The organism is Chitinophagales bacterium (genome assembly GCA_020636535.1).
GTDB lineage: Bacteria > Bacteroidota > Bacteroidia > Chitinophagales > JADIYW01 > JADJSS01.
Window position 1 is genome coordinate 86,649 of the sequence record JACJXT010000013.1, and the last position, 26,668, is coordinate 113,316.

The following is a 26,668-nucleotide window of genomic DNA, read 5'->3' on the forward strand; positions in this document are numbered from 1 at the left end:
AAATTAAAAATTTCCTACTACATAAATATCAACTCTTCGGTTGTGTTGACTATCGCCTACAATATTTGCATAATCTTCGCCAAAACCTAACTCGTTTATTCTGTAATAATTAATTCCGTTTAACAATATAAAGAAATCTTTGACACTTTGCGTTCTTTCTACCGATAATTTTTTGTTGTAAGCTACATTTCCAGAAGCATCGGCATAACCTTTAAGTAGCAATTTTAGTTTTGTATTTTGATTAAGTAAATTAACAATATCATTTAGTTGACTGGTATATTGGTTGTCAATATTTGTTTTGTTAACACCAAAGTAAATACTTAATACCAGTGTTTCTTTATTTGGATTTACTGTAGATGTTGCTTCTTTGCTCTCTACACTTGTTTGAATATTTTTAAGTTCTGATTTTATATTGTTCAACTCATTATATAAAGCACTTACTTGTTTTTGATTGTTTAACGACTGTGTATCTATACTTTTAATATGGTATTGTTGTAGCATTTGATTGATGTCGTCTAGCAATATTTGATTTTGAGTTTTAACATCGTTGTTTTGTTTTTTAGTACTATTTGATGGTGTATTGGCATTGGCTTGTAGTAATTCAAACATTAGAGAATCGCTTTTTTGCATACTTTTTAGCTGTTGTGTTATTTGCATTTGTTGCGATTGGTTAACTTGTTGCATTGCTTTTATTTGATTTTGTAGTAGTGCTACACTATCTTTTAATGCATTATCAATATTAGTACTTGTAGTATTGGGAACTATATTTGAATTTATTGAATTTGAAGGAATAGTATTGTTTGGTATTGTATAATTGTTATTTGGTATTGTTGCTGATGTACTTAAACTTTTTTGTTGAAGTAAATTGTATATTTCATTTAGCTTCTGATTTAGTATTACATCATTTTGTTGTAATGATTGTAGTGCTTGCTCATTGGCAACAGTTGTAGTTGTTGTAGTCGGAAAAGTACTAGAAATACTTGGTGTATTGTACTGTACTATTTTAATGGTATCTGTTTTTTGTATAGTTTTACTTACTACATTATTATTCGTATTAGCAATAACAAGCGTATCTGTATTAGCATTTGCTAACTTGCTTACATAGTTGTAATCTACTGCTGTAGTTGAGTTATCTTTTTTAGATTTTTTCTTTTTATCAGATGATGTATTGATGATATTCAATTCATTTCTTAAGCTATCTAGTTTATCTAAAAAGTTATTATTTGTAGTTGAAATATATGGTTTAGTAGCAGAAATAGAATCTTTAAGCATATTAGTTTTAAAAGTATCTACTGCATTTATTTTAATAATAGTATCTTTTACTATTTGTTTGATAACAACTGTATCAATAATTTTATTGGTATCTTTTTTAGTATTTAATATATTATTATATACTAATTTTAAGCTATCTAATGAGTTATATTTAATTGTATCTTGATTTTTTAAGTAGATTAAATGTTTGTTGATGTAATCATTGTTGTTGGTGTCTTTAATAGCATCAGTAGATATTGTAATATAACTTACTTTTTTATTGTTTTTTATAGTATCTATTGAGTTATTTATAAATATTGGTTGATTTAATGAATCTACTTGAATCCAAACAAAAGAATCATTTTGAATACTAGTATTAGTACTGTCTATTTTTAAATCATTATAAAGACTTTTAATTTCTACATCAAGTACTTTAAGTAAGCTATCTGTTGATGTATTACTAAGTGTACTTGGTTTTATACTATCTACAACTGTATTTATAGTATCATTATAGATATAAATTAGTTTTTTAGTAATTATTTTTTTGTTGTTTGCTAGATTTAGTGTATCTATTAAAATAATCATACTGTCATTAGTATTAAAATTATTATTAGATATCCATTTATAATAAAAAGTACTGTCGTTTATTTTTTTGATAGTGCTTAAGTTAATAGTGTCTATTAGTAAACTATCATTTAAATTAATTTCAATACTATCTTTTTTAATAGCAATAGTAGTGGTATCATTTAAAAACTTTGGAGTTTTATAACCATACATATCATTGTATAAATTTTTAGTATTAATAGTTAGGTAGTTAGTTTTCTTTTTTCCAAAGTAAAAAGCAATGCCAGCACTAGTGTATAAGTAGTTATCGCCAATTTTATTATTGTTGTTGCTTCTTGTATTGGTTATCATATTTGCAGGATTAGCAGCATAGTTTTTGAAATCATTTGTAGTGTACTCTACTTTTCCATTGCTAACATCATCAATATAATCTGTGAAATTATAAGTCCATTCTGTTTGCAAATACAAATACATAAATTTAGCCAACTTAAAGTTTAAACCAAAACCCAAAGACGATTGCATTTTCCATTGTTTATAGTCTTTTTCAATATTTAAATTTGATAAATTTGTTTCGTAAGTATTATCTCTTTCAATAATTTGTGCATCATTTGCATTAGTAGCAGATTGGTCTATATCTCTAATAGTACCATCTGTCCAATAAAAATATCTATCATTGCTATTTAATAAGTCAGCATAAGGCGTAAACTTTCCTACACCAAATCCTACAATTAAATATGGAGCAACGGCACTATATTTTGAAATCATTTTGCCATTATCAAAATTTAAGTAGAGTTTTAAATTTAAATCTTTAATATCTGTTTTAAAATTTAATGAACGACTATAATTGTTATTTTTAGTGGCATTGTTTTTAATTAACCATGCACTAGCTCTATCGTCACCTTTTACAGTTCCTTGTAAGTAGCTCAACTCAATACCTAAAAAATTATTCGGTTGAAAGCCAATTCCAGCATGATAACCAAGTGTACTTTCTTTTATGTTGATAAATTTATTGCTTAAATCTCCGTAGTATTGTAAAGCACCTACACCACCTTTAATAAAAAAGCTGTTGTTGGCTCTTTGTGCAAAACCACCTAAAATACTTAGCACAAAAACTACAATGAATATTATATTTTTCATTATCTATTATTTTTAATGCCTAACCATAAATCTAGTTCTAAACCTAAAGAAATATTTGGTCTGACTGTAATCTTGTTAAAATTAACATAGTTGCCATTATTGCTTTTTTGCTCTAAAAGCACTGCTCCAGCTTGAAATTTTACTATTTTTAAAAACTTATATCCTAGGTTTACATAAATTGGTCTTTTTATAAACGGACCAGAATATTCTACATCGTTTACATCTTTAAAATTTAAAAAGTAAACACCAGCATTAATAGATAAGTTTCTAATAAAGTTTCCTCTATTTGGATTTTTAGATAAAGGAATACCAAAGCCAGCATAAGGTGCATGTCCGTAGTTAAATTTATTAAAACCACCATTAAACCAAGCTACGCCATAACCTGCTTGAATTGCCAATGTATGAAATCCTTTTTCGGTTTTATATTGTTTAATTACTTTTTTTTCACTTAAGATATAATAAGTATTTGGCAAAACATTACTTACTTCAAAAGCAATTTGTTTTGTAAGTTCGTCAATGGCTTGTTCAACGACAAAATTATTAGCATCATTCATTACTTGGCTTTTACTAAGTTGTAGTTGTTCTACATATTCAATACCAACTAAAACATTGTCTGATAAGTCTTTAAACTGAATGTTAGTCTCATCAGTTCTAATATCTGCAATAGCTGCTTTTATAATGTTTTCTACTTCAGCTTTAATATCTTTAGGATTGCTGTTCCAGTTTACATTTTTTTTGCCTGTGGTGTTACTGTGTTTTAAAAACAAAGCAACTTGTTCACTAATTTCTGATAAAAATAAATTTTTAAAAGTTTCATCTGCTTTTCTATAATATTTAAATTCAATATCATAAGCTTTGTCGCCTTCTAAAATATCAACAATTTCTAAGGTGTATTTATCGTTCGACTTATAGTAATTTTGCGACCAACTGGCTTTAGCTACTTGAGATTTTGGTTTCTCAATATTTTTATAAATAGCAATTTCAACATATGCTAAATCTTCAAATGCATCACCAACAATATTAAATCTTTTATCTGCTGGTAATGGATATCTTCCTTCAAATGTATTTTCTAAATAATCGTAGTTAACACTTTCTGTTTGTGCAAAACTAAATAATACGATAAATATTAAACTAAATGTGCTTAAAAACTTCATAAATGTTTTATTTTTTATTTTGTAAAATTACTCAATTATGCACACTTTAGTTTAACTAAATCTTTAACGATGAGTAAAGTACGCTTTATAACTTGGCTTTAGTAAATTTGTCTATTTTTGTGTTATGATACAACCTACTTATTTAAAAGCTGGAGATACTGTTGGTATTACTTGTCCTGCTAAAAAACTAACCGTAGCAGAAATTGAAACAGCTATTAATATTTTAAAAAGTTGGGATTTAAATGTAGTACTTGGCGAAACCGTAGGTGCTTCACACCATCAGTTTGCTGGTAATGATGATTTAAGAAGAAAAGATTTTCAGCAGATGTTGAACAATCCAAATATTAATGCCATTATTTGTGGAAGAGGTGGTTATGGAACGGTTAAAATTATAGACGATTTAGATTTTACTGCTTTTATGAAACAACCAAAATGGATTGTTGGTTTTTCAGATATTACCTATTTACATATTTTATTAAACTGCAATATTGGTGTGGAATCTTTGCATGCACCAATGATGACCACACTAAAAAATAGTACTACTGCAAGTATTCATTCCATTAAAGAGGCACTATTTGGTAAATTACTACACTACACTTTTGATGCACATGAAATGAACCGAAATGGAGTAGCAGAAGGAGAAGTTATTGGTGGCAACTTGTCTATTATTTATAGTTTATTAGGTACAAAAAGTATAGTACATACTAAAGATGCTATTTTATTTATTGAAGATTTAGATGAATATTTATATCATATAGATAGAATGATGATGGCACTAAAACGAGCAGGAAAACTGCAATTTATAAAAGGATTAATTGTTGGTGGAATGACCAATATGATAGATAACGATATTCCATACGGACAAACTGCTTATGAAATTATACAAGAACACTGTGCTGCATATAATTTCCCTATTTGTTATAATTTTCCAGCAGGACACATTGCAGATAACAGAGCTATTATTTTAGGAAAAAAAGCCAAACTAACTGTAGGCACTACTTGTATGTTTGAACAGTAATCTAACTGTTTTTATTCCATAGCTTTTCTGCTTTCCAACCAATGATTGCAAAAATAATTCCTAGTATTATAAAAAATACCGATTTATGTAATGGCTTCCAAAAGTATTCAAAATACCTACTGAGTAAATTAATCACTAAAAAAATTAAACCAATATTAGCGACCAATTCATTTTGTTTTTTCCAACCATAAAATAGTACAGCAGTACAAACAATCATACTGATAATAGCAAATGGAAAGTAGTGCAACTGTGGTGTTGTTAACCATTGCTCATATTGATTGTAATTACCAAATAAAGACACTTGCCAAAGTATAAATAATAATAGTATTAAATTAGTTATAAAATGAGTTTTTATTATCGATTGTAGTGATTTTATTTGTTGAATAGCATAAGTAGAAAAAATTAAGAGCATACTAAACGGAATGCATCTTACAAAAACATTCATTCTTAGAAAGTAGTCGTCATCTCTTTGTAATTGAACCGTAATTGCAGCGTAGCTCATATACAAAAATAATAATGCAATTACCCAAAGATATTTGTATTTAAAAATAAAGTACAATAAAACATATAAGAATGTTCCGAATAAAAATAGTCCATACATTTGACTTTCGCCTAAGCTAAATGCTTTGCCATAAAATGAAAGTGCTATAATAGCAAAGAACGAAGCAATAATTAATAAACTAGCATTGGTAAAAACTTTTTGTGGTCGTTTATCTATACTTTTTTTGGCGAGAAAAAACAATAGAATAGCAATAAGACTTTGTAAAATAGCAATGCCAAAATTAGATAAGTCTAGTATTTTCTCTAGCAGAAATCTCAATTGCTCATCAGCTAAAAAAACAACTATCGATAGTACAATACAAACAATAGCAACAACAAAAGCATAGAAAGCCAACTGTCGCCAATTGCTAGTTTCAATAGCAATATCTTCTTTTAGTTTATTGGCAAGTGTTTCATCAACCAGTTGTTTGTCTTTCCACGAGTCAATTAATTTTTCAACGATATCTTTCTGTTTATTATTCAACTGCATCAACACAAAAATAAATAAATTTTATATAAAATTGAATACACCTTTTTAGTGAGTAGTATTTAATATCACACGAAACAATAAGGTAATAAGTATAATGTATTTAATTACTTACTTTTGATTGTGTATTAAATCATTCATTATGACAGAAAAAGATCAGTATTATATGAGTCGTGCTATACAAATGGCAGCAAAAGGAATGAACTCAAATGCAGGCGGACCATTTGGTTGTGTTATAGTAAAAGATGACGAAATAATTGCCGAAGGACATAATTGTGTAACTTCTACCAATGATCCAACGGCACACGCAGAAGTAGTGGCTATTAGAATGGCTTGCAAAAAATTGAATACTTTTCAGTTAGACAATTGTATTATTTATACATCTTGCGAACCATGTCCGATGTGTTTAGGTGCAATTTATTGGGCAAGACCTAAAATGGTATTTTATGCTTGTACTAAAGAAGATGCAGCAAAAATTAATTTTGATGATCAGTTCATTTATAATGAATTAGATAAAGATATATCTAATAGAAATATACAATTTATTAAAATAATGCAAGAAGAAGCAATACCTGTTTTTGAACAATGGACAGCCAAACAAGATAAAACTAGGTATTAGTTGTTAGTTATTTGTCGCTAGTCAGTTGATGACCAATGACTAATTACAAATAACCACTTATTTTTTGAGCAATGTCTTGCATTTCTTCTAGCGAATATTGCTTGGTATTGCTAAAGTTTAAGTCGTGAATAGTATTTATTGGTGATAAATGAATGTGTGCGTGTGGAACTTCTAATCCAATTACGGTCATTCCAATTCTCTCGCATGGCACAGCTTTCTGAATTGCTAAAGCTACTTTTTTTGCAAAAACAATCATCTTTGCCAACAAGTCATCATCTATATCAAAAATATAATCTATTTCTTGCTTTGGTACTACTAATGTATGTCCTAGATGCAGTGGTCTAATATCTAAGAAAGCATAAAAGTTATCATCTTCTGCAATTTTGTAAGATGGAATTTCTCCGTTGATTATCTTAGTAAATATACTAGGCATTTTTATATATTTATATCCAATATTTCTAAAGACATCATTCCTGCTGGAATTTGTACATCAACAACATCGCCTACTGATTTTCCTAATAATGCAGCACCAATTGGCGATTTTACTGAAATCTTCATTTCTTTTAAGTTGGCTTCTTTTTCTGATACCAAGTGATAAGTAAAATCTTTTTTCATTTTAAGGTTTTTTACTTTCACTTTGCACAACACTGATACCTTAGACATATCTAATTGACTTGGATCTAAAATTCGTGCGTTGCCTATATCTGCTTGTAACTTAGAAATTCTTAATTCTAACAATCCTTGTGCTTCTTTAGCTGCATCGTATTCTGCATTTTCAGACAAATCTCCTTTTTCTCTAGCTTCGGCAATGGCAGCAGCACTCTTTGGTCTTTCTACTGCAATTAATTGATTTAGTTCTTGTTTCAATTTCTCAAGACCTTCTTCTGTAACATAAACTATATCTGACATAATCTATAATTTTAATGAAAAAAATAGACACGCCTACAAAGCGTGTCTTGCACAAATATATAGTATTTTTATAAAAAAGTAAAGTTCTTTCGTTTTTTTGATTAATCTGCTATTAACTTTGGCAACAATACAATTTGATTTCTGTACAATGCGACTTGTTCATTTTGCTCCATTTTTTTTAACAATCGTGATACTACTTCTCTTGATGTATTTAAATCATTTGCAATTTCTTGATGCGATAAATTAATTTCATTTTGTTGATGTTGATTGGCGTATTTTTTCAAATAAAAACTTAGTCTTTCATCCATTGATTTAAATGCTATGTGATCTATTACTGTCAACAATTCATCAAATCGTTTTCTGTACGACTGAATGACAAACTCATACCAAACTGGATATTCATTCATCCAATTACTCATTTCTGACAATGGAATAAATGCAATAGTTGCTGTTTCGTCTACTTTTGCTGCAATATTACTCTGATAGTTTTCTAGCGAACAAATCATACTTACTACACAAGCTTCTCCAGATTGAACAAAATAGACAAAAAACTCATTGCCATTTTCATCTGTTCTATACACTTTTATAACACCATCAATAACCAACATGGCACTTTTTAAGTACGCACCAGATTTAAGCAACATACTATTGGTTGCTAGTGTTTTTATTGTTGCTTTTTCTTTGATTTCTTGTATAAGTGCTTGCGGAAATCTACTAAATATATTTTCTAATTGTTTCATTTATATTGCTGACAATATAGAAAAAAAGCCACACTTTCATAAGAAATGTGCGGCCAAAAAAAGGGTTAATATGTTTATATATACTGGTCTAGACCTCTATATAATTAATAATGATGCTTTAACCTTCACTGTAGTTAAAAGTCAAAGCATTTAATCTATTTTGTAGTATTTGAATACCATCAGCTCGATTATCTTTTGTACTTATTAAACTTAAAGTAATGGTTTGAATAATTGCGGCTGACATATTTGAATTTCCTACTGCATCTATAATTCTAGGATTATCTATAGCTAAGCTATTAACAATACCATCAAAATCGCATGAAGCACCAATATCTGCTAGTGTCCATGCGAGATTGAAAGTATAATTAGAAACATTAATTGGGTTTTTATGTTTCCAAACTTCTAGTAAGCAGTTTCCATCTTTACTTATATCGTTGATAGATGCATACACAGATGTATTTATTATTTTTTCTTCATCTAAGCAATTGTGGTTAACTAAAAATTTACCTAGTTTATTATGAGTAAATAAATAGAAATTTTCTTTAGGAATTACTAAACTCAATTGGTGGACTATTGGTTCTTTTTCATTTACTTCTTTATCTACAATAAAGTAATTAATTTTAATGGTTTTGTTGATACTATTAAAAATAGTATTTTTTTCAACCTCATTAGCATTAATTATATTTGTATTTGCTGCAAACAATATGATAACAACAATGTACAAATATGAACTGTAGAATGCTTTCATATTCAACATTTTATTTTTTTCAATATGTTGCTAAACGAAAATGAGTTTAGCTAGTAGTCGGTGTAAAAGTAATATTCATTATTAAAATTATCAAGAAAAAAGTTAAAATCACTATAAGTAGGTACAACTTATATTAAGTATTGACTGAATATTTTAGCTAAGAAGAATTTGACATTTGAATTGATACTAATAAGCATTCAAAACAGCTTTATTCTTTTGTGTTTTAATGTGATTTTTTTCACGCAGAGTCTCTTTTAGAAGGTGCTGCTTTGAATTAAAGCTAAGACATAAGCAGAAAATTAATTTCTCTCTCTAGCTCGTTCTACAATTGGTCGTTTGCCTTTGTTCTTTTTATAAACTGCTAAAATTAATTCTGCATCATCGCCATTGGTATTGAAGAAAGAGAAATTCTGCATAATTTTTATATCGTTAATCTTTCTACTATCTACACCTGTTTTGTCTTTCAGCTCGTTTAAGATAACTTTTGGCGTAATGCCATCTTGTCTGCCTTTAGCGTAAAATAATCGTACTACTTTTTTGCTATAATTTTCAGAAGTAGATTCTTTGATTTTCTTGTAACTCTTTGGATCGAGTTCGTCTTTTACAAAATGTTTTAGAACTGCTGCTACTAAAGTAGTTGGATCGTTTTCTTTTAGTAAGTCGAGAGCAAAAGTTAAGTATTCTTCGTAATGTTCTGTTTCTATAATAGATTCAATATCATCTTTAATACGATTTTTCTTAATTTTTACCATTTCAAAAGCATCTGGTAAATTTACTTTTTGCATTTTGCTATTGCTAATTCTTTCTATCATTAGCATTTTGCGTTTTTCATTTCTTGAAACAAATGCAATGGCTTTACCTGTTTTTCCTGCTCTACCAGTTCTTCCAATTCTGTGTACATATGATTCTGGATCTTGTGGCAAACCGTAGTTGATTACATGTGTTAAGTCTTGTATGTCGATGCCTCTTGCTGCTACATCTGTAGCTACTAAAACACCGTATTTATTTTGTTTGAAGTTCTTAACTACTTTTTCTCTTAAATTTTGCTGGATATCGCCATGCAAAGCATCTGCATAATATCCTTTATCGTTTAAGTGATTACAAATTTCTATTACTTCTGCCTTAGTATTGCAAAAGATGATGCCATAGAAATCTTCTTCTACATCTAATACTCTGCACAGTGCATCAAAACGATCTCTCTCTCCTACTTCGTAGTAGAGTTGATCTATCATTTCGTTGGTTAATTCTTCTTTTTGTACTTCTACTTTTTCAAAATCTTTCATGTATCGTTTTGCTAGCTGCAAAATTGGTTTTGGCATTGTTGCAGAAAACAATAACATTCTTCTATCTTCATTACATGATTGTAGTATGAGTTCTATATCGTCTATGAAACCCATATTTAGCATTTCATCGGCTTCATCTAAAACTACATATTTTACATCGTCTAATATTAATTTTCTTCTTTTAATTAAGTCGATGATTCTTCCTGGTGTTCCAACTACTACATGCGTTCCTTTTTCTAATTCGCTCATTTGTTTTCCAATTGGAGCACCACCATAAACTGTAGTTATCCACATGCGTTTGCTTCCTTTGTATGCAACAATTTCGTTGGCAACTTGTAATGCTAATTCTCTTGTTGGCGTAATAACTAACGCTTGTATTTTTTTGCTTTTTTCATCAAATTTTTCGATGATAGGTAAACTAAAAGCAGCTGTTTTTCCTGTTCCTGTTTGTGCTTGTCCTACTACATCTTTTTCTCCATTTAGTAATAAAGGAATAGTTAATGATTGTATTGGTGTTGGTTGTTCAAACCCTTTTTTTTCTAGTGCTAGTAAAATTTCTTCTCCGAGTCCTAATGCTCTAAATCCGTCCATATTTGTAAATTAAAGTGCAAAGGTACGAATAAGAAAGGATATTCAATGTTATTAAAAGAATTGCGAATTTATTCAAAGTCATCAGGATGATAGACTTCCATATAAATGGTGTCATTTTTTCTGAGGTCAGCTACATAACCAATGTATCCTTCTTTAGAAAACTGTACCATTTTTCTACCATGTTCGTGTTTTACATGATACTCTCCTTTTGCATTGGTATATACTTTTGGAAACAATGAATCATTATGAATAGACATTAAGTAAATATCTACATTAACACTATCTAATGGTTGTTTGGTTACGCTATCTAAAACGATTCCGTTTCCTTCTCTTGTTTTATCACAAGATGAGATTGTGCAAATAGTAAACAGTAGAATTATTATTTTACTGATTGATAGTTTTAATGCGTTTTTCATGTTCTGAATATAACATTTTTTTCTCTATTTTATTCTGTCTAACATAAAAAGAATAAGTCTATTGCAGTGGTTCGTGTCTCACGAATCACAAATTAAACTAAAACTCTTCTCTTAAATCTTTTATAAATGTATAATTATTTATCTCATTTTCATAATAAGATGCTGTAGAATACTTATAATCGACAGGTTCTTTCGCCAAACTCCATTTTTCTACTATTGGATTGTTATGAATATAATCTAACTTTTGAAATGCTACTTCTTTTGTAAATAATGGTATTGCTAATGAATCTCTTTGCCAAAATTCGTGTTGTTTATTATGAGCAATTACTTTATATTTGTTTAACAAATTACTATTTTGGGTGTTTATTTTTTTCAAAAATTGATGTGCTGTAAATTTTAAAAATGAGCCAACAGTAGTTTCTTTTACTCCATTCTCAATAATTCGCCATATAATGTGTATATGATTAGGCATTATTACAAAAGCAAATACATCTATCTTATTCATATCACTTAAATATTTCATTGAGTCAACAATAATATCTTTAGATTCATCTTCACTAAGTAAGTGTTGCCAATTGTATATCGTTGCAGTCCAAAAATAGATTTGACCTAAATTTATATATGATTTTCTATCGTATTTAAAATAATCCATAATAATTATTCTTATAATGGTTCGTGAGACACGAACTATGGCGTACAGAGTCAACAATAATATCTTTAGATTCATCTTCACTAAGTAAATGTTGCCAATTGTGTATCGTTGCAGTCCAAAAATAGATTTGACCTAAATTTATATATGATTTTCTATCGTATTTAAAATAATCCATAATAATTATTCTTATAATGGTTCGTGAGACACGAACCATGGCGTACAGAGTCAACAATAATATCTTTAGATTCATCTTCACTAAGTAAGTGTTGCCAATTGTATATCGTTGCAGTCCAAAAATAGATTTGACCTAAATTTATATATGATTTTCTATCGTATTTAAAATAATCCATAATAATTATTCTTATAATGGTTCGTGAGACACGAACCATGGCGTACAGAGTCAACAATAATATCTTTAGATTCATCTTCACTAAGTAAGTGTTGCCAATTGTATATCGTTGCAGTCCAAAAATAGATTTGACCTAAATTTATATATGATTTTCTATCGTATTTAAAATAATCCATAATAATTATTCTTATAATGGTTCGTGAGACACGAACCATGGCGTACAGAGTCAACAATAATATCTTTAGATTCATCTTCACTAAGTAAGTGTTGCCAATTGTATATCGTTGCAGTCCAAAAATAGATTTGACCTAAATTTATATATGATTTTCTATCGTATTTAAAATAATCCATAATAATTATTCTTATAATGGTTCGTGAGACACGAACCATGGCGTACAGAGTCAACAATAATATCTTTAGATTCATCTTCACTAAGTAAATGTTGCCAATTGTGTATCGTTGCAGTCCAAAAATAGATTTGACCCAAATTTATATAAGACTTTCTATCGTAATTAAAATAATCCATAATAATTATTCTTATAATGGTTCGTGAGACACGAACCATGGCGTACAGAGTCAACAATAATATCTTTAGATTCATCTTCACTAAGTAAGTGTTGCCAATTGTATATCGTTGCAGTCCAAAAATAAATTTGATCCAAATTTATATATGATTTTCTATCGTATTTAAAATAATCCATAATAATTATTCTTATAATGGTTCGTGAGACACGAACTATGGCGTACATACACGAACCATAACATTCATACACAAATTATAACCTCATTATTATTTTACTGATTGATAGTTTTAATGCGTTTTCCATGTTCTGAATATAACATTTTTTTCTCTATTTTATTCTGTCCAACATAAAAAGAATAAGTTAGCCAAGTTGTAATATCGCTATCATCAGTTTTATCTATTACTACTTGATAAATGTTGTATTGCTTACGAATTGATTTTGCAATTGCTGCTAGTTGATTAAAATTAATGCGTTTTTTATCGAACAAAATATCTTTTATAGTACCTCCTTTTAATGAAAAACTGACTTTGTTTGGTCCGATAATCATTTTATTGCAATAAGTATAATTATTGATTTGCTGAGTAGAGTCTACAACAAAGAAATGAATACTTTGATTAGCTGATATAAAGTTTACACTTTCATAATCAAATATAATTTTAACTAAGTTATTATTAAGTGTAGTTACTTTTTCTAATTGATTAAATGCTTTTTCTATTTTTTTAGGTTGCTGTATAAATGGTTTTTTGTTGAATGGATAGTTTTTGCAACTGCTACACAAAATTATTACTAATAAAAAATAGGTTATTGTCTTCATAAAAAAGTTGACTAAAATAATAAACTATTGTCTTTAAAACTATAAAATTCTTTTTGTGCAATTACAACTCTTGATATAAAATCCATTTTTTACTTGGCTCAATCCATTCTTTATATGGTTGATACAAAAAACCATGACCTAAGTTTTTATCTATTTTAATTTGTTCAAACTTAGTCGTATAGTTAGGTTTATTTTTCCAATAGTCATAATTTTTTCCAGCAATGGTATCAGAATCATCATAAAAACACAAAACTTGACCATGAAATTTCCAATCATTATTTAATTCTTGAAAATCATTATTTCCTGCTAGTAAAATATATTTGTTTTCTTGCTCAATACACTTTAGTAAAGAATGTTTTATATAACCTTTAATTGAACTAATGTATTGTTTAGCAATAGCAAAATCTTGTTCAAATTGAGAAATTTGTTCTGCTTTAACAATTAAAATAGCTACTTCTACAATCATACTATAGAAATGATTCTAGTTTACTTTTTCTTCTGTTGATTTTTTAGCTCTTGCTGTTGCTTCATCATTTCTTCCATGCGTTGTTGAAATGCCGATTTCTTTTTCGGATTTTTCTTATTGTGTTCTATCTGTGCTCTAATTGCTTTTTCATCTATAAAGAACTTTGTCATTATCCATTGTTGTAATAATGAAAATGCATTATATAAAAAGAAATAATAACTTAATGCAGCAGATGATTTATTAAAGAAAAACAAAATCATAATTGGAAAGAAGTACTGCATTACACGCATTTGTTTTTGCATAGCTTCTGCAAAGTCTTCACCATCGCCACTAGAACTTGTAGGTTGTTGTGGTTGTAATTTCATCATGATTAAAGTATAACCAAATGATGTTGCTACGCCTAAAAGTGCAAATAAACTCAAATGGTCGCCAATTAACGGAATATTAAATGGCAAATGTATTGGTGCATCGTAAGTAGATAAATCGCTTGCCCACAAGAATTTTTCTTGTCTTAATTCAATTGCACTTGGAAAGAAACGATACATGGCAATTAAAAATGGCCACTGCATAAGCATTGGTAAGCAACCACCTAATGGACTTACACCTGTTTGCTGGTACAACTCCATTTGTTTTGCAGAAAAAGTAGATTTATCGTTTTTGTATTTTTCTTTCAATTCATCTAACTCTGGTTTTAATACACGCATCTTAATCATTGATAGATTAGATTTGTATGTAAATGGTAGTGTAATGATTTTAATAAATAATGCTAAAATTAATATGATAATACCATAATTTTTAATGAATTTATGTAAGAAATCGAATAAAGGAATTACGATCCATTTGTTGACTAAACCTAAAATACTTCCTCCAATACTTACAATTTTTTGCATGTTATTGCCAAGTTTTTTTAATGATTTATATTTACTTGGTCCTGTATAAATGCTTGTATTAAAATCAAATTTTGAAGACTGATTAAATGGAATTTTTATTTGTGCAGTCATGGTTTTTACTACCAAAGAACTATCATCTGTTGGTACAGTTGTAGTTACTTTTGCATTTTTGGGGAATGGTTTGTCTTTAGTGATAATAGTAGTATTAAAAAACTTCTGACTAAAACTCAACCATTTTAAAGGTGTTTCTATGGTTTGCTCTACATCTTTTCTCGGACTAATATCATCTACTCTTTCTTCGTTATCGCAATAATGTATAGTACTTAAAGTTCTTTCGTCTTGTACGCTTCTTTCTTGCGAATGCAATACTTGTCGCCAATTAAGCGTAAAATAAGCTGCTGTTGATGGAATTACTTTCTCGAAATTCGTAGCATGAATATTAAAGTCAACCATATACGATTTACCATGAATAATGTATTCGTGCTGATAAGAGCTTCCATCTTCTAATTGAATACTAAATGTTAGGTTGTATTGATTGTCGCCACTTACTTTTTGATTTCCACCATTAGGTGTAAAATATAAATTAGCTGTTTCAATGGTTTTTTGTCCATTATTACTTACAAACGAAATATTAAAATCGCTCGGACTTTGTTCAAACAGTATCAATGGTTTTTGATAGTAAGTTTTATAAGCTTTTAGTTCTACACTTTTCAGATAGCCACCTTTTGTAGAAAAAGTATAAATACAATCTTCGTTTTCTACTTGAATTTCTTCTGCTGTTCCGTTAGCAAAGGAAGCAAAAGTTCCCAATGCTTGAACATTATTTACAGAATCTTTCGTTTCATCTACTACAACAGTTTCTTGAATAGAATCTTTAAGTGCTTTTTCAGATGCTTTATTCTCTGCTTTTTGTTCGGTTGCTTGTGTTTCTTCCAGTTTTTCTTGTTGTTTGTTGTTGTAAACAGACATCACTAAAAACAAGAGTGCAATAATTACAATTCCAGTAATGGTATTCTTATCCATAATCAATTAAAGATGCAAAGTTAGTTAAAAATCAAGGATTAGTAAAACAATGGTATTTATTTAAAATTAATTCTGTTTTGTTAATGGCAGATTTCATTGTCTATTCGTTTAAAAATATATGAGTCGACAGATAATAGAAACAAATCTTTGCTTTAAAAGTTTTTAATCTTATTCATCAATTTGTACAAAAGATAGCTTTATCCTTTTTGTAATAAATTTCTTAAGCAGTCATTATTATTCGTAATGTAATATTTTTTTATGTAAATTTGATTAATGACTACAATTAAGGTTGATATATTAAATCCAAAAGCTAAAAAACTTTTAAAAAATTTAGAAGATTTAGATTTAATTGCTATTCGAGACAATTCAGAAAGTGGTTTTACTAAATTGCTAGAAAAATTACGCTCAAAAGAATTAACTAAACCCACATTAGCAGAAATTACTAAAGAAGTTGAACTTGTAAGAAGTAAAAGATATGACAAAGTATCAAAAAAAGCTCATTCTTGATACTAATCTTTGGATTAGTTTTCTGATAACTAAAAATTACAATCAACTTGACCATATTCTATTTGTCGAAGATGTTCGTTTAATATTTAGTCAAGAACTTTTGGAAGAATTTCTTGATGTAGTAAAGAGACCAAAGTTTAGAAATTTTTTTAATAGTGAAGACATAGAAGAGTTATTAGAAACTATAGAAGAATATGCCAACTTTGTTCAAGTTACATCAAAAATTGAATTGTGCAGAGATAAGAAGGATAACTTTTTACTGTCATTAGCTAAAGACTCAAATGCTGATTATTTAGTTACTGGTGATAAAGATTTACTCGAATTGAAAAGAATTAAGAAAACTACAATCTTAACAATTACAGAATTTCTCAACACTATAAAAAAGAAATAATTACTTTCCTAAAGTTGCTTTTATAAAAGCATTAAATAAAGGATGTGGTTGTAAAATACTACTTTGATATTCTGGATGAAATTGTACACCTACAAAAAATGGATGGTCTTTCAATTCAATAATTTCTACCAAATTGTTTTGCGTATTTTTTCCAGAAGCCAACATACCATTTTCTTCAAACTGAGTTAAAAAATCGTTGTTGAATTCATATCTATGTCTATGCCTTTCGCTTATTGCTGTAGATTTATATATTTTATATGCTAATGATTTCTTATCAATACTACAGTCGTAGCTACCTAAACGCATAGTACCACCTTTATTTTTTATATACTTTTGATTTTCTATAAAGTGGATTATTGGAAAAGGTGTTTTTTCATTCATTTCGGTAGAATTAGCTTCTTTAAGTTGTAGCACATTTCTAGCAAATTCTATAGCAGCCATTTGCATTCCTAAACAAATACCAAAAAATGGAATATTGTTTTTTCTAGCAAACTCTATGGCTGCAATTTTTCCGTCCATACCTCTTTCGCCAAAACCTGGTGCTACCAAAATACCATTGATGTCTTTTAATTTTTGTGCTACATTTTTTTTGCTGATTTCTTCTGCATGCAATTGAATAATATTGACTTTGGTAGATTGTTTTGCTCCTGCATGAATCAATGCTTCGTATATAGAAATGTAAGCATCTTTTAGTTCGATATATTTTCCAATGAAACCAATATTTACTGTTTGTGTTGGATTTTTAAGTTGCTTTAAAAATGTTTTCCAAAGTTTTAAATTGGCTTTTGGTGTTGCTTTTAACTGCATTTTTTCTATTACAATATCGTCTAGCTTTTCTTTTTGAAGATGCAATGGCACATCGTAAATACTTTCTGCATCGAGTGCTTCAATTACACAGTTTTTTTCTACATTACAAAAGTTGGCAATTTTTTGCTTGCGTTCTTTTCCTAACTCATATTCTGTTCTACAAATTAAAATATCTGGTTGTACACCTGCACTTTGCATTTCTTTTACCGAATGCTGAGTTGGTTTGGTTTTTAATTCTTTTGCAGAAGCTAAATATGGAACTAGCGTAAGATGTAAAACCAAATAATCTTGTTTTGGCAATTCCCATTTTAACTGTCTGATACTTTCAATAAAAGGCAAAGATTCAATATCACCAATAGTGCCACCAATTTCAGTAATGATAACATCGTACTGATTATTTTTTCCTAGTAGTTTAATGCGTTTTTTAATTTCGTCTGTAATATGCGGAACTACTTGTACTGTTTTTCCAAGATAATCGCCTCGTCTTTCTTTATTAATCACTTCTTGATAGACTCTACCAGTAGTAACATTGTTTGCTTGCGAAGTTGGTGTGCCTAAAAATCTTTCGTAATGACCTAAGTCTAAGTCGGTTTCTGCACCATCTTCAGTAACAAAACATTCGCCATGTTCATAAGGATTCATTGTTCCAGGATCGACATTGATATATGGATCTAACTTTTGAATAGTTACTTTTAATCCACGATTTTGTAGTAAAGTTGCGAGTGAAGCTGCGAGAATGCCTTTTCCGAGAGAAGAAGTTACGCCACCTGTAACGAAGATATATTTTGCCATAACCAATGTGCTTGTTATGGAATGTAAAAATAGTTAAAAATTTTGGTTCGCGAAAATTAAAAGAATATAAACAAAAAAAGCATCAACAAAATTGCTGATGCTTTTGTAAATATTTTTTTGTACTAATTATAGTGTGCTTAAAACATCATTCATGTTTCTAACTGCATCTGCACTAGCATTAAATTTAGCTTGTTCTGCTTCGTTTAAGTCGAAATTTAAAATGCCTTCTACACCATTTTTACCAATGATAGCAGGAACACCTATACAAATATCGTTTTGTCCGTACTCTCCTTCCAAATAAACACAGCTAGTAATTACTTTTTTCTCATCTCTTAAGATAGCTTCTACAACCGCAGCACCTGCAGCACCTGGAGCATACCAAGCTGAAGTACCAATTAGTTTAGTTAATGTAGCACCACCAACCATTGTTGCTGCTGAAACTTCGTCTAATTTTTCTTGAGATAATAACTCAGTAACTGGAATTCCATTTAAGTTAGCAAATCTTGTTAAAGGAATCATCGTTGTATCTCCATGACCACCAATTACTACTGCATTCAAATCGCTTTGAGAACAATTTAAAGCTTCTGCTAAACGGTATCTAAATCTTGCACTATCTAAAGCACCACCCATACCTATTACTCTGTTTTTTGGTAAACCAGTAGATTTAAGTGTAAGGTAAGTCATGGTATCCATTGGATTAGAAATAATTAAAAAGATAGCATTTGGTGAATATTTTAAAATATTTTCTGCTACACCTTTTACAATTCCTGCATTGGTTCCGATTAATTCTTCTCTAGTCATACCTGGTTTTCTTGGTAAACCAGAAGTAATTACTACAACATCACTACCAGCAGTTTTGCTATAATCGTTAGTAGAACCTACGATTTTAGTATCGAAACCTAAAAGCGAGCAAGTTTGATTTAAGTCCATTGCTTTACCTTCAGCCATACCTTCTTTGATGTCGAGCATTACTAACTCTTCACAAATTTCTTTTCGTGCAATATTATCTGCACAAGTTGCGCCAACTGCACCGACGCCTACAACTGTTACTTTCATTGAATATTTTTTATTGATTAAAATTTAAATGATAAACCAAATTTTGCATAAGAAGATTCCATATAACCAGCTTCTAGATTAACACCAATGTGTTCTACAAAATAATAAGTAGCACCAATACCTGCACCAACAACAGCACCACCTCTAAATTTAGTACCAGCATTTTTATCTTTTAAAATGAAACCTCCACCAATTGCTAGAGGAATATATAAATCAAATGCATCGCTATCTAAACTAGTATTACCTTTTTCGGAGATTAATTGATATAAATGAAAATTACCTCTTACACCTAAACCAAAGTTTCTGTATTTATAAGTATCTGCTATTTTTTTCCCATTGAAATAAAACCAACCTCCAAAACTAAAATAATCACTTACTAAATAATCCATATTAATTGTTACTCCAGGAACAAAACCGTAACCTTTAACTCCTGTTGAGTTTCCAATAAAGCTATGATGACCTAAGTTGGTAGTTACATTTAAATGAAAATCTCCTTTTTCTACAGCATAAGTAGAAACTGTACTAAGCATTATTATGCTAACTAACAGATATTTTATTTTTTTCATGGTATAAATATTTTTTTGTAAAAATACAGAATGCAGAATTAATAAAAAAAAAGTCCTGAATAATTAATATTCAGGACATATAATAATTTAATTAAATATTAGCTTAGTTTAGATAAGGTTGGTGTAGACACTAACCTTTAAATGCTTACTTTACTTTGATAGTTACACCAATTTTAGCATAAGACATTTCCATCCAACCCCATTCTAGATTAACACCAAATTTTTCCACAAAATAGTATCTAAAACCAAGACCAGCACCGCCTTTAAATCTAGCGCCACTACCATAACCTTTGTATTTACCAAAATCAACACCTAAAAATACAGGTAAATAGAAATCAATTGCATCAGATTTTAAGTCAGCACTCACTTTATCATCTACTAATTGCCACCAGTGAAAAACTCCTCTAGCACCAGCACCAATATAGTAAAATCCATTTCTAGCACCAAATCCAGCATAAGGACCAACACTTACATAGTCGTGAACACCTATATCAATATTAAAAGTAAATCCTGGCATAAAAAAACCACCATTGTAGTATCTTCCACCATAATTGCTTCCAACATTTAAATCTGGTTGTAAAATAAACATACCTTTGTGAGCAGCACCACTTCCGCCAGCATTATCGCCTTTAGCCATGTAATTAGCTTTTAGCATAGCAGTTTCAATAGTTTTTGCTTGATAATCGAATGCTTCGCTAGCAAACGAAAGACTGGTAACTATTAAACCAATCATTAATGTCATTAGTATTTTTCTCATAATTTTTAATTTGACACAAATATTGTATAAATATTATTAAAAGACAACATTTAAATATAAACTTATGTTGACAATCAACAAATTTTTGTCAACTATTAACTTTTGATAATTGAATTATACTTTTTCGATTACAATTGCACTAGCACCTCCACCACCATTACAAATACCAGCAGCACCAATTTTTCCTTCTTTATGTTGTAGTGTAGAAATAAGCGTACAAACAATTCTGCAACCAGAAGAACCAATTGGATGTCCTAATGCAACAGCTCCACCTAATGCATTTACTTTATCATGTGCTAAGTCCATTTCTTTCATGTTAGCTAATGCTACTACTGAGAAAGCTTCGTTAATTTCATAGAAATCTACTTCTGTAGTAGACAAATTTGCTTTGTGTAGAGCTTTTGGTAAAGCTTTTGCTGGTGTTGTAGTAAACCATTCTGGTTCTTGAGAAGCATCGGCAAATGATAAGATTTTAGCTAATGGTTTAATACCCAATTCTTTAACTTTTTCGCCACTCATTAATACCATTGCACTTGCACCATCATTAATTTTAGAGGCATTGATTGCTGTGATGGTTCCTTCTTTTTCAAAAGCAGGTCTTAATTGTCCGACTTTGCTTTCGTCGAATTTTTTGTATTCTTCATCTTCGCTAATAATAATATCTCCTTTTCTTGTTTTGATGACTACATCTACCAGTTCATCTTTAAAATAATTATTTTGATATGCCTCTGCTGCTCTTTTATATGAAGCAATAGCGTAATTGTCTTGGTCTTCTCTAGTAAAGTTATAGTGTTTAGCACAAACCTCGCCAGCATTTCCCATCATGTATTTTTTATACGGATCTTGTAAGCCATCTCTTACAATAGCATCTAAAATTTCGCCATTGCCATATTTTATACCAGTTCTGCCTGTAGGAATGTAATGTGGTGCATTGCTCATACTTTCCATTCCACCTACTACAACTATATCATTATCTCCTAATAAAATAGATTGAGCACCTAACATTATTGCTTTCATACCAGAAGCACATACTTTATTGATTGTAGTACATGGTGTATTGGTATTTATTCCTGCTGCTATAGACACTTGCTGTGCTGGTGCTTGTCCAACATTAGCTTGTAGTACATTGCCTAGTATCACCTCATCAATTTGATTTCCATTAACGCCAGCTCTTTCCATAGCCGCTTTTACTACTGTAGCTCCTAAATCTATTACATTAACGCTTGCTAAAACACCACCTAAACTACCTATTGGTGTTCGTGCCATAGATACAATATATACTTCTCTCATAAAACTTGTTTTTAAAGTGGCAATATAGTTCTAAAAATTGAATTTACTTAAGATAAGAAGTTATGTAATTATAATTTTGTTATTGATTGACAATAAAGATGCTTAATCTATTTTTATTATTATTTAAATATAATTAATATTTATTCAAAAATATCAAATTACGCATTAGATACTTTTTATACCAAAGTGATATTGAAAATAGACAAAAATTACATATGACTCCATCCTGAACCTATTTCAGAGTCTTTTAAAAACAGATTTTAAAGGTGATACAGCTACGCTGTATTTTATAAATTTTCTATCATTTCTAATAAGGTTGAAGTGCTACGCACTTATTAAGTTACTAAAATATACAAATAATAAAATATAAATTAAGTACTTATAATATTTTTTGGTATTTTAAAAACCGAACTCAGGTTTATAAATTAATTTGGTATTATGCCATGAGTTGCACACATGGTTACTCAAATTGAAGTATTTCATACTTCTAGGTCTAGAGAGGAAGTGCGTAGTGCTTCAACTTTATTATCGCTTTCTTTTAAATAAAGTGTGATGCAGCTACGCCACCTAAAATGAAAACCTATTTTTCCTAATGCGTAATTTGGGTTAAATTTAAAAATAGAAGTTTTTAGTATAGCACTCTGCGAATTGTATTATTAAATTTTAATGTGAAAATATTTTATGCAGAGTCCCTTTTAACAAACTCTGCTGTGAATTTTAAATAACAATAGTAAAATTACCAATACCATTTAAAATTTGTATATTTACTATCAATATAATAATGAATTGTCAAAAAATTAAATAATGAAATATATTTTAGAAATACCTGATGATAAAGTAGCTTTTGCTGAAGAGTTTTTTAAGTCTGTTTCTTTTTTAAAAAATGCTAAACCTATTAATGAAAAACATATTTCTAATGCTACTTTACTTGATAACATTGAAGCTTATGAACAAGGTAAGATAAAACCAACGCCGCTTAGTTTAAACGAACTTAAAGCAATGATTGATGCTTGATCTTGTTTTTATGCCTAATGCTTGGTACGATTTAGGTTGGTGGATTAAAAATGATATTAAAACTGTTAAAAAGATTTATGCATTACTTGAAAATTGTTGTAAAACTCCTTTTGATGGTTTAGGACAGCCAGAACCACTTAAAGCCAATTATAGTGGTTATTGGTCTAGAAGAATAAATTTAAAACATCGTATTGTTTACAAAGTTGAAGATACAAGAATTGTTGTTTTTGCTCTATATGGTCATTACCAATAAATTTGAGCTACCATGCTGGAATTGTATCCCAAAAACCAATCGAGTACTCAAATAATTCTTTTACTTTTTTAGGCGGAATTTCTCCTAAATCAAACAGCATTTTTGAGTTTTGTCTATTTTTTTTACTAAATTCTACGATATAATATCCACCTTTCTTTTTTACTTTTAGTTTTGATGGTTTAACATCTGTAGCCGTATAAGTATCTATAAATATTTTATACTCATATTTTATATGTACAGCCGATGATTTATATACCCAGTCTACTCCTTTAGTAATACCAATAGTGTATTTAGCATTTTCTTTTCTTTCTTTGTCTAACTTGTTGTGTTCTTTTTCAGACAAGAAAAAAAATAATCCAATAAAAATAACTGTAAGTGAAATGACAATTATTTTTTGATTTCTTTCACTTATTAAAAACATACCTAGTTATAAAGATATTTATTTTTCAAAAAAGTGTATAATATCTGTGCTGCATTGTTGATAGTTTTCTGTCATTGGTGCATGACCACAGTCTTTGTAAGTAATGAGTTGACTGTTAGGAATATCTCTTTTAAATCTACTGGCATGATTGAATGGTATGATTTCGTCTTTATCGCCCCAAATAATTAGTGTAGGACAAGCAATATTTTTTATAGTAGCAGAATCGGTATAGTTATTATACTTTGCTAGTTTTTTTAACCATTCTAAATTCCCTTGTTTATTCATCATACCATATTTTATATCATATAATGTTGGGTCAATAGCATCATCGTGATAAAAACAAGATTGTACATTCATTTTGGCTACAAATTTTGGTGCACCTTTTGCCAATAGAAATTTAATCATTGGTTTATCAATCCACTCAGCATTTTCCTTAGCCATTTGTTCCATTTCGTAACCTGCTGCTGCTAACAATACTAATTTTTTAATGTGATTACTCGTATCTAAAGCTGCATTCCAAGCAATTAATCCACCCATTGAATTGCCTACTACAAAACAACTATCTGTACTATACTTATTGATGATAAAATGCATGAAGTCTTTATACACTTGCTGAAATTCTGGTTGTTCGTCTTTTGTTCCATCAGATAGACCAAATCCTGGCAAATCAAATCGGACAACTTTATAATGTTTGGCTAAACTATCTGCTAGTAAATCGAACTCGTGTAATGCTCCACCTAGTCCGTGAATTAGAAAAACAGTAGTACCTTTACCTTGTTCTACAACTTGTATGTCTAAATTATTCCATTTTATAAACTCACTACCTGCATGTTTATATTTTGCAATAGCTTCTTGTTTAGATATAATGTGATTTTTTCTAAGAAAGTGATACGCTACGAATAGTGTTATCAATGTGATGATTAGAAATAATATTCCCTTTAGAAATTTAATCATCAAACGAAACTATACTTGCCAATAATAATTAGTAAAGGCAACATCTTTTTCCCAAGATAGACTTTCGTATAAGAATCGTGCTGGATTATCATTTGCTGTTTCAATCCAAATGCCTTTATATCCATTATCAATTACAAATTGTTTGGCTGTATCTAACAATGCTTTTCCTATACCTTGTTTTCTTTCTTTAGGAAAAACATATAAATCGTTCATAATAATATCTGGCTGTAAAGAAACAGAAGAAAATGTTGGATACAATTGTATAAAACCAATTAATTGTTCGTCTTTTTCTGCTACAAAAATAATAGATTCATTATTGGTAATTCTATCTTTAAGAAAAGCTTTTCCTTTTTCTACATCAGATTTTTGAGCGTAGAACTGTCTATATTCATCAAATAAAATAGCTATTTGCTCTAAGTCGTTTATGGTTCCTTTTCTAATTGTAATCATAATTTATTAATTGAATAGTGTTTCAATAAAACTTAATCGGTTAAAAACTTGTAGTTGGTTCATTTGTTCGCCAACGCCAATATATTTAATTGGAATTTTAAATTCGTCTGCAATACTTAATACCACACCACCTTTAGCTGTACCATCTAATTTTGTTAGTGCCAATGCGGTAACTTGTGTAGCCGCCGAAAATGCTTTTGCTTGTTCCATTGCATTTTGTCCAGTTGATGCGTCTAAAACTAATAACACTTCGTGTGGTGCATCTGGAATGAGTTTAGCCATTACTTTTTTAATTTTGGTTAGCTCGTCCATTAATGCTAACTTATTATGTAATCTTCCTGCAGTATCAATAATAATAATATCTGCATTTTTGGCTAAACCAGATTGTACTGTATCAAAAGCAACAGCAGCAGGATCGCTTCCCATAGCTTGTTTTACAATACCAACGCCAACTCTTTCGCTCCAAATAGTTAATTGATCTACAGCAGCAGCTCTAAAAGTATCAGCTGCACCCAAAACGACTTCTTTACCAGCTTGTTTAAACTGATATGCCAACTTACCTATTGTAGTTGTTTTACCTACACCATTTACACCAACTACCAAAATTACATGTGGTTTTTTGGTAATTCCATCTGTAAAATTATAGACATCGGTGGTGTTGTTTTCAGCAAGAATTGTAGCAATCTCGTCTTTTAGAATTTGATTGAGTTGATTGGTATTGATGTATTTGTCTTTTGCAACGCGTGCTTCTAATCTATCAATTATTTTAATAGTTGTTTGAAGACCAACATCAGAAGTGATGAGAATTTCTTCTAAATCATCTAAAAAAGCAATATCTACAGTAGATTTACCAGCTACAGCTTTAGAAATTTTAGAAAAGATACCTTGCTTGGTTTTTTCTAAACCTTGTTGTAAATCGGCTTCTTCTTTAACCAACTCTTCGGTTGATTTATTAGATTTGCCTTTAAAAATTCTGTCGAAAACACCCATGTTGTAAAATTAAAAAAAAGCTTCTACAAGAGAAGCTTGATTTATTTTAAACAAAGATAACGGTTAAAAGATTTATAGGTCTTTTAAAGTATCTTGAAGTTTATCTTTGTGAACAATTTTTTCTCTTGTAGTATAAGAACCAGTTTTATCAGACTTTAAAAACTTGATAATTTTAACCATGTTTTTAGATTCTCCAACATCTTGACCTCTGTTTACTTTCGCGTTTTTTGATACTTTAGCCATAA

At 29.5% G+C, this 26,668-nt stretch carries 29 protein-coding genes; 6 read left to right on the plus strand and 23 right to left on the minus strand.

The genetic code is table 11. From position 1 onward, the window contains the following. Positions 1–3: 3 nt before the first annotated feature. Both H6553_12535 and H6553_12540 read right to left on the minus strand, forming a co-directional pair. Entirely contained in the window at positions 4–2,952 is a 2,949-nt protein-coding gene (locus H6553_12535) for an OmpA family protein (GenBank protein MCB9034659.1), read from the minus strand. Then, on the minus strand, positions 2,952–4,106 hold the full coding sequence (locus tag H6553_12540) for a hypothetical protein (GenBank protein MCB9034660.1): 1,155 nt from the start codon (positions 4,104–4,106) through the stop codon (positions 2,952–2,954). Before H6553_12540 ends, H6553_12535 begins: the two co-directional genes overlap by 1 nt. A 124-nt stretch (positions 4,107–4,230) precedes the next feature. Between H6553_12540 and H6553_12545 the strand changes: the two genes are divergently transcribed. After that, complete coding sequence (locus H6553_12545) at positions 4,231–5,124, plus strand: LD-carboxypeptidase (GenBank protein MCB9034661.1); 894 nt, start codon at positions 4,231–4,233, stop codon at positions 5,122–5,124. Position 5,125: 1 nt separating this feature from the next. Here the strand turns inward: H6553_12545 and H6553_12550 are convergent, their stop codons facing one another. Then, positions 5,126–6,154 (minus strand): hypothetical protein, encoded by a 1,029-nt coding sequence (locus H6553_12550; protein MCB9034662.1) that lies wholly within the window; start codon positions 6,152–6,154, stop codon positions 5,126–5,128. A gap of 139 nt (positions 6,155–6,293) precedes the next feature. Here H6553_12550 and H6553_12555 point away from each other — a divergent pair, with 139 nt between their 5' ends. Further along, positions 6,294–6,770 carry a nucleoside deaminase gene (locus H6553_12555; protein MCB9034663.1) on the plus strand — a complete coding sequence of 159 codons (477 nt, stop codon included), beginning with the start codon at positions 6,294–6,296 and terminating at the stop codon, positions 6,768–6,770. A 43-nt stretch (positions 6,771–6,813) separates the two neighbouring features. Here the strand turns inward: H6553_12555 and H6553_12560 are convergent, their stop codons facing one another. The 10 genes from H6553_12560 to yidC form a co-directional block, all read right to left on the minus strand. Then, a complete protein-coding gene (locus H6553_12560) occupies positions 6,814–7,203 on the minus strand; it encodes an HIT family protein (protein ID MCB9034664.1) in 390 nt (129 codons plus the stop codon). Positions 7,204–7,205: 2 nt separating this feature from the next. Next, positions 7,206–7,679: a transcription elongation factor GreA gene (greA, locus tag H6553_12565; protein MCB9034665.1), complete on the minus strand. Its 474-nt coding sequence runs from the start codon at positions 7,677–7,679 to the stop codon at positions 7,206–7,208. 101 nt (positions 7,680–7,780) lie between these two features. Further along, a complete protein-coding gene (locus H6553_12570) occupies positions 7,781–8,419 on the minus strand; it encodes a Crp/Fnr family transcriptional regulator (GenBank protein ID MCB9034666.1) in 639 nt (212 codons plus the stop codon). 118 nt (positions 8,420–8,537) lie between these two features. Then, positions 8,538–9,167, minus strand: coding sequence for a hypothetical protein (locus tag H6553_12575; GenBank protein MCB9034667.1), 630 nt, complete (start codon positions 9,165–9,167; stop codon positions 8,538–8,540). A 299-nt stretch (positions 9,168–9,466) separates the two neighbouring features. After that, entirely contained in the window at positions 9,467–11,041 is a 1,575-nt protein-coding gene (locus H6553_12580; GenBank protein ID MCB9034668.1) for a DEAD/DEAH box helicase, read from the minus strand. Positions 11,042–11,109: 68 nt separating this feature from the next. Then, positions 11,110–11,457, minus strand: a complete 348-nt coding sequence (locus H6553_12585) for a hypothetical protein (GenBank protein MCB9034669.1) — start codon at positions 11,455–11,457, stop codon at positions 11,110–11,112. Between the two features lie 97 nt (positions 11,458–11,554). After that, on the minus strand, positions 11,555–12,076 hold the full coding sequence (locus H6553_12590) for a transposase (GenBank protein ID MCB9034670.1): 522 nt from the start codon (positions 12,074–12,076) through the stop codon (positions 11,555–11,557). A 1,177-nt stretch (positions 12,077–13,253) separates the two neighbouring features. Further along, positions 13,254–13,796: a hypothetical protein gene (locus H6553_12595; protein MCB9034671.1), complete on the minus strand. Its 543-nt coding sequence runs from the start codon at positions 13,794–13,796 to the stop codon at positions 13,254–13,256. Positions 13,797–13,857: 61 nt separating this feature from the next. After that, positions 13,858–14,262 (minus strand): hypothetical protein, encoded by a 405-nt coding sequence (locus H6553_12600; protein MCB9034672.1) that lies wholly within the window; start codon positions 14,260–14,262, stop codon positions 13,858–13,860. 20 nt (positions 14,263–14,282) lie between these two features. After that, positions 14,283–16,175: a membrane protein insertase YidC gene (yidC, locus tag H6553_12605; GenBank protein ID MCB9034673.1), complete on the minus strand. Its 1,893-nt coding sequence runs from the start codon at positions 16,173–16,175 to the stop codon at positions 14,283–14,285. Between the two features lie 273 nt (positions 16,176–16,448). Between yidC and H6553_12610 the strand changes: the two genes are divergently transcribed. After that, positions 16,449–16,682 carry a hypothetical protein gene (locus tag H6553_12610; GenBank protein MCB9034674.1) on the plus strand — a complete coding sequence of 78 codons (234 nt, stop codon included), beginning with the start codon at positions 16,449–16,451 and terminating at the stop codon, positions 16,680–16,682. Then, positions 16,651–17,073 (plus strand): putative toxin-antitoxin system toxin component, PIN family, encoded by a 423-nt coding sequence (locus H6553_12615; protein MCB9034675.1) that lies wholly within the window; start codon positions 16,651–16,653, stop codon positions 17,071–17,073. The genes H6553_12610 and H6553_12615 overlap by 32 nt, the downstream gene beginning before the upstream one ends. Here H6553_12615 and H6553_12620 read toward each other — a convergent pair whose 3' ends face one another. From H6553_12620 to H6553_12640, 5 genes are all read right to left on the minus strand, one after another. Continuing rightward, a complete protein-coding gene (locus H6553_12620; protein MCB9034676.1) occupies positions 17,074–18,672 on the minus strand; it encodes a CTP synthase in 1,599 nt (532 codons plus the stop codon). 126 nt (positions 18,673–18,798) lie between these two features. Beyond that, a complete protein-coding gene (gene mdh, locus H6553_12625) occupies positions 18,799–19,728 on the minus strand; it encodes a malate dehydrogenase (GenBank protein ID MCB9034677.1) in 930 nt (309 codons plus the stop codon). A gap of 17 nt (positions 19,729–19,745) precedes the next feature. After that, a complete protein-coding gene (locus H6553_12630; protein ID MCB9034678.1) occupies positions 19,746–20,294 on the minus strand; it encodes a hypothetical protein in 549 nt (182 codons plus the stop codon). Between the two features lie 145 nt (positions 20,295–20,439). Beyond that, entirely contained in the window at positions 20,440–21,051 is a 612-nt protein-coding gene (locus H6553_12635; GenBank protein ID MCB9034679.1) for a hypothetical protein, read from the minus strand. A 114-nt stretch (positions 21,052–21,165) separates the two neighbouring features. Then, the gene (locus H6553_12640) at positions 21,166–22,341 is read right to left on the minus strand and encodes an acetyl-CoA C-acyltransferase (protein MCB9034680.1); all 1,176 of its coding nucleotides are present in this window, start codon (positions 22,339–22,341) and stop codon (positions 21,166–21,168) included. Positions 22,342–23,145: 804 nt separating this feature from the next. Here H6553_12640 and H6553_12645 point away from each other — a divergent pair. Both H6553_12645 and H6553_12650 read left to right on the plus strand, forming a co-directional pair. Further along, positions 23,146–23,355: a hypothetical protein gene (locus H6553_12645; protein ID MCB9034681.1), complete on the plus strand. Its 210-nt coding sequence runs from the start codon at positions 23,146–23,148 to the stop codon at positions 23,353–23,355. A 10-nt stretch (positions 23,356–23,365) separates the two neighbouring features. Beyond that, positions 23,366–23,608, plus strand: coding sequence for a Txe/YoeB family addiction module toxin (locus tag H6553_12650; GenBank protein ID MCB9034682.1), 243 nt, complete (start codon positions 23,366–23,368; stop codon positions 23,606–23,608). 7 nt (positions 23,609–23,615) lie between these two features. Here H6553_12650 and H6553_12655 read toward each other — a convergent pair whose 3' ends face one another. The 5 genes from H6553_12655 to H6553_12675 form a co-directional block, all read right to left on the minus strand. Continuing rightward, positions 23,616–24,029 (minus strand): hypothetical protein, encoded by a 414-nt coding sequence (locus H6553_12655; GenBank protein ID MCB9034683.1) that lies wholly within the window; start codon positions 24,027–24,029, stop codon positions 23,616–23,618. 18 nt (positions 24,030–24,047) lie between these two features. Beyond that, positions 24,048–24,983 carry an alpha/beta hydrolase gene (locus H6553_12660; protein MCB9034684.1) on the minus strand — a complete coding sequence of 312 codons (936 nt, stop codon included), beginning with the start codon at positions 24,981–24,983 and terminating at the stop codon, positions 24,048–24,050. A gap of 9 nt (positions 24,984–24,992) precedes the next feature. Continuing rightward, the gene (locus H6553_12665; GenBank protein MCB9034685.1) at positions 24,993–25,433 is read right to left on the minus strand and encodes a GNAT family N-acetyltransferase; all 441 of its coding nucleotides are present in this window, start codon (positions 25,431–25,433) and stop codon (positions 24,993–24,995) included. A gap of 6 nt (positions 25,434–25,439) precedes the next feature. Continuing rightward, positions 25,440–26,423 (minus strand): signal recognition particle-docking protein FtsY, encoded by a 984-nt coding sequence (gene ftsY, locus H6553_12670; GenBank protein MCB9034686.1) that lies wholly within the window; start codon positions 26,421–26,423, stop codon positions 25,440–25,442. 72 nt (positions 26,424–26,495) lie between these two features. Continuing rightward, positions 26,496–26,666: a DUF4295 family protein gene (locus tag H6553_12675; GenBank protein MCB9034687.1), complete on the minus strand. Its 171-nt coding sequence runs from the start codon at positions 26,664–26,666 to the stop codon at positions 26,496–26,498. Positions 26,667–26,668: the final 2 nt, after the last annotated feature.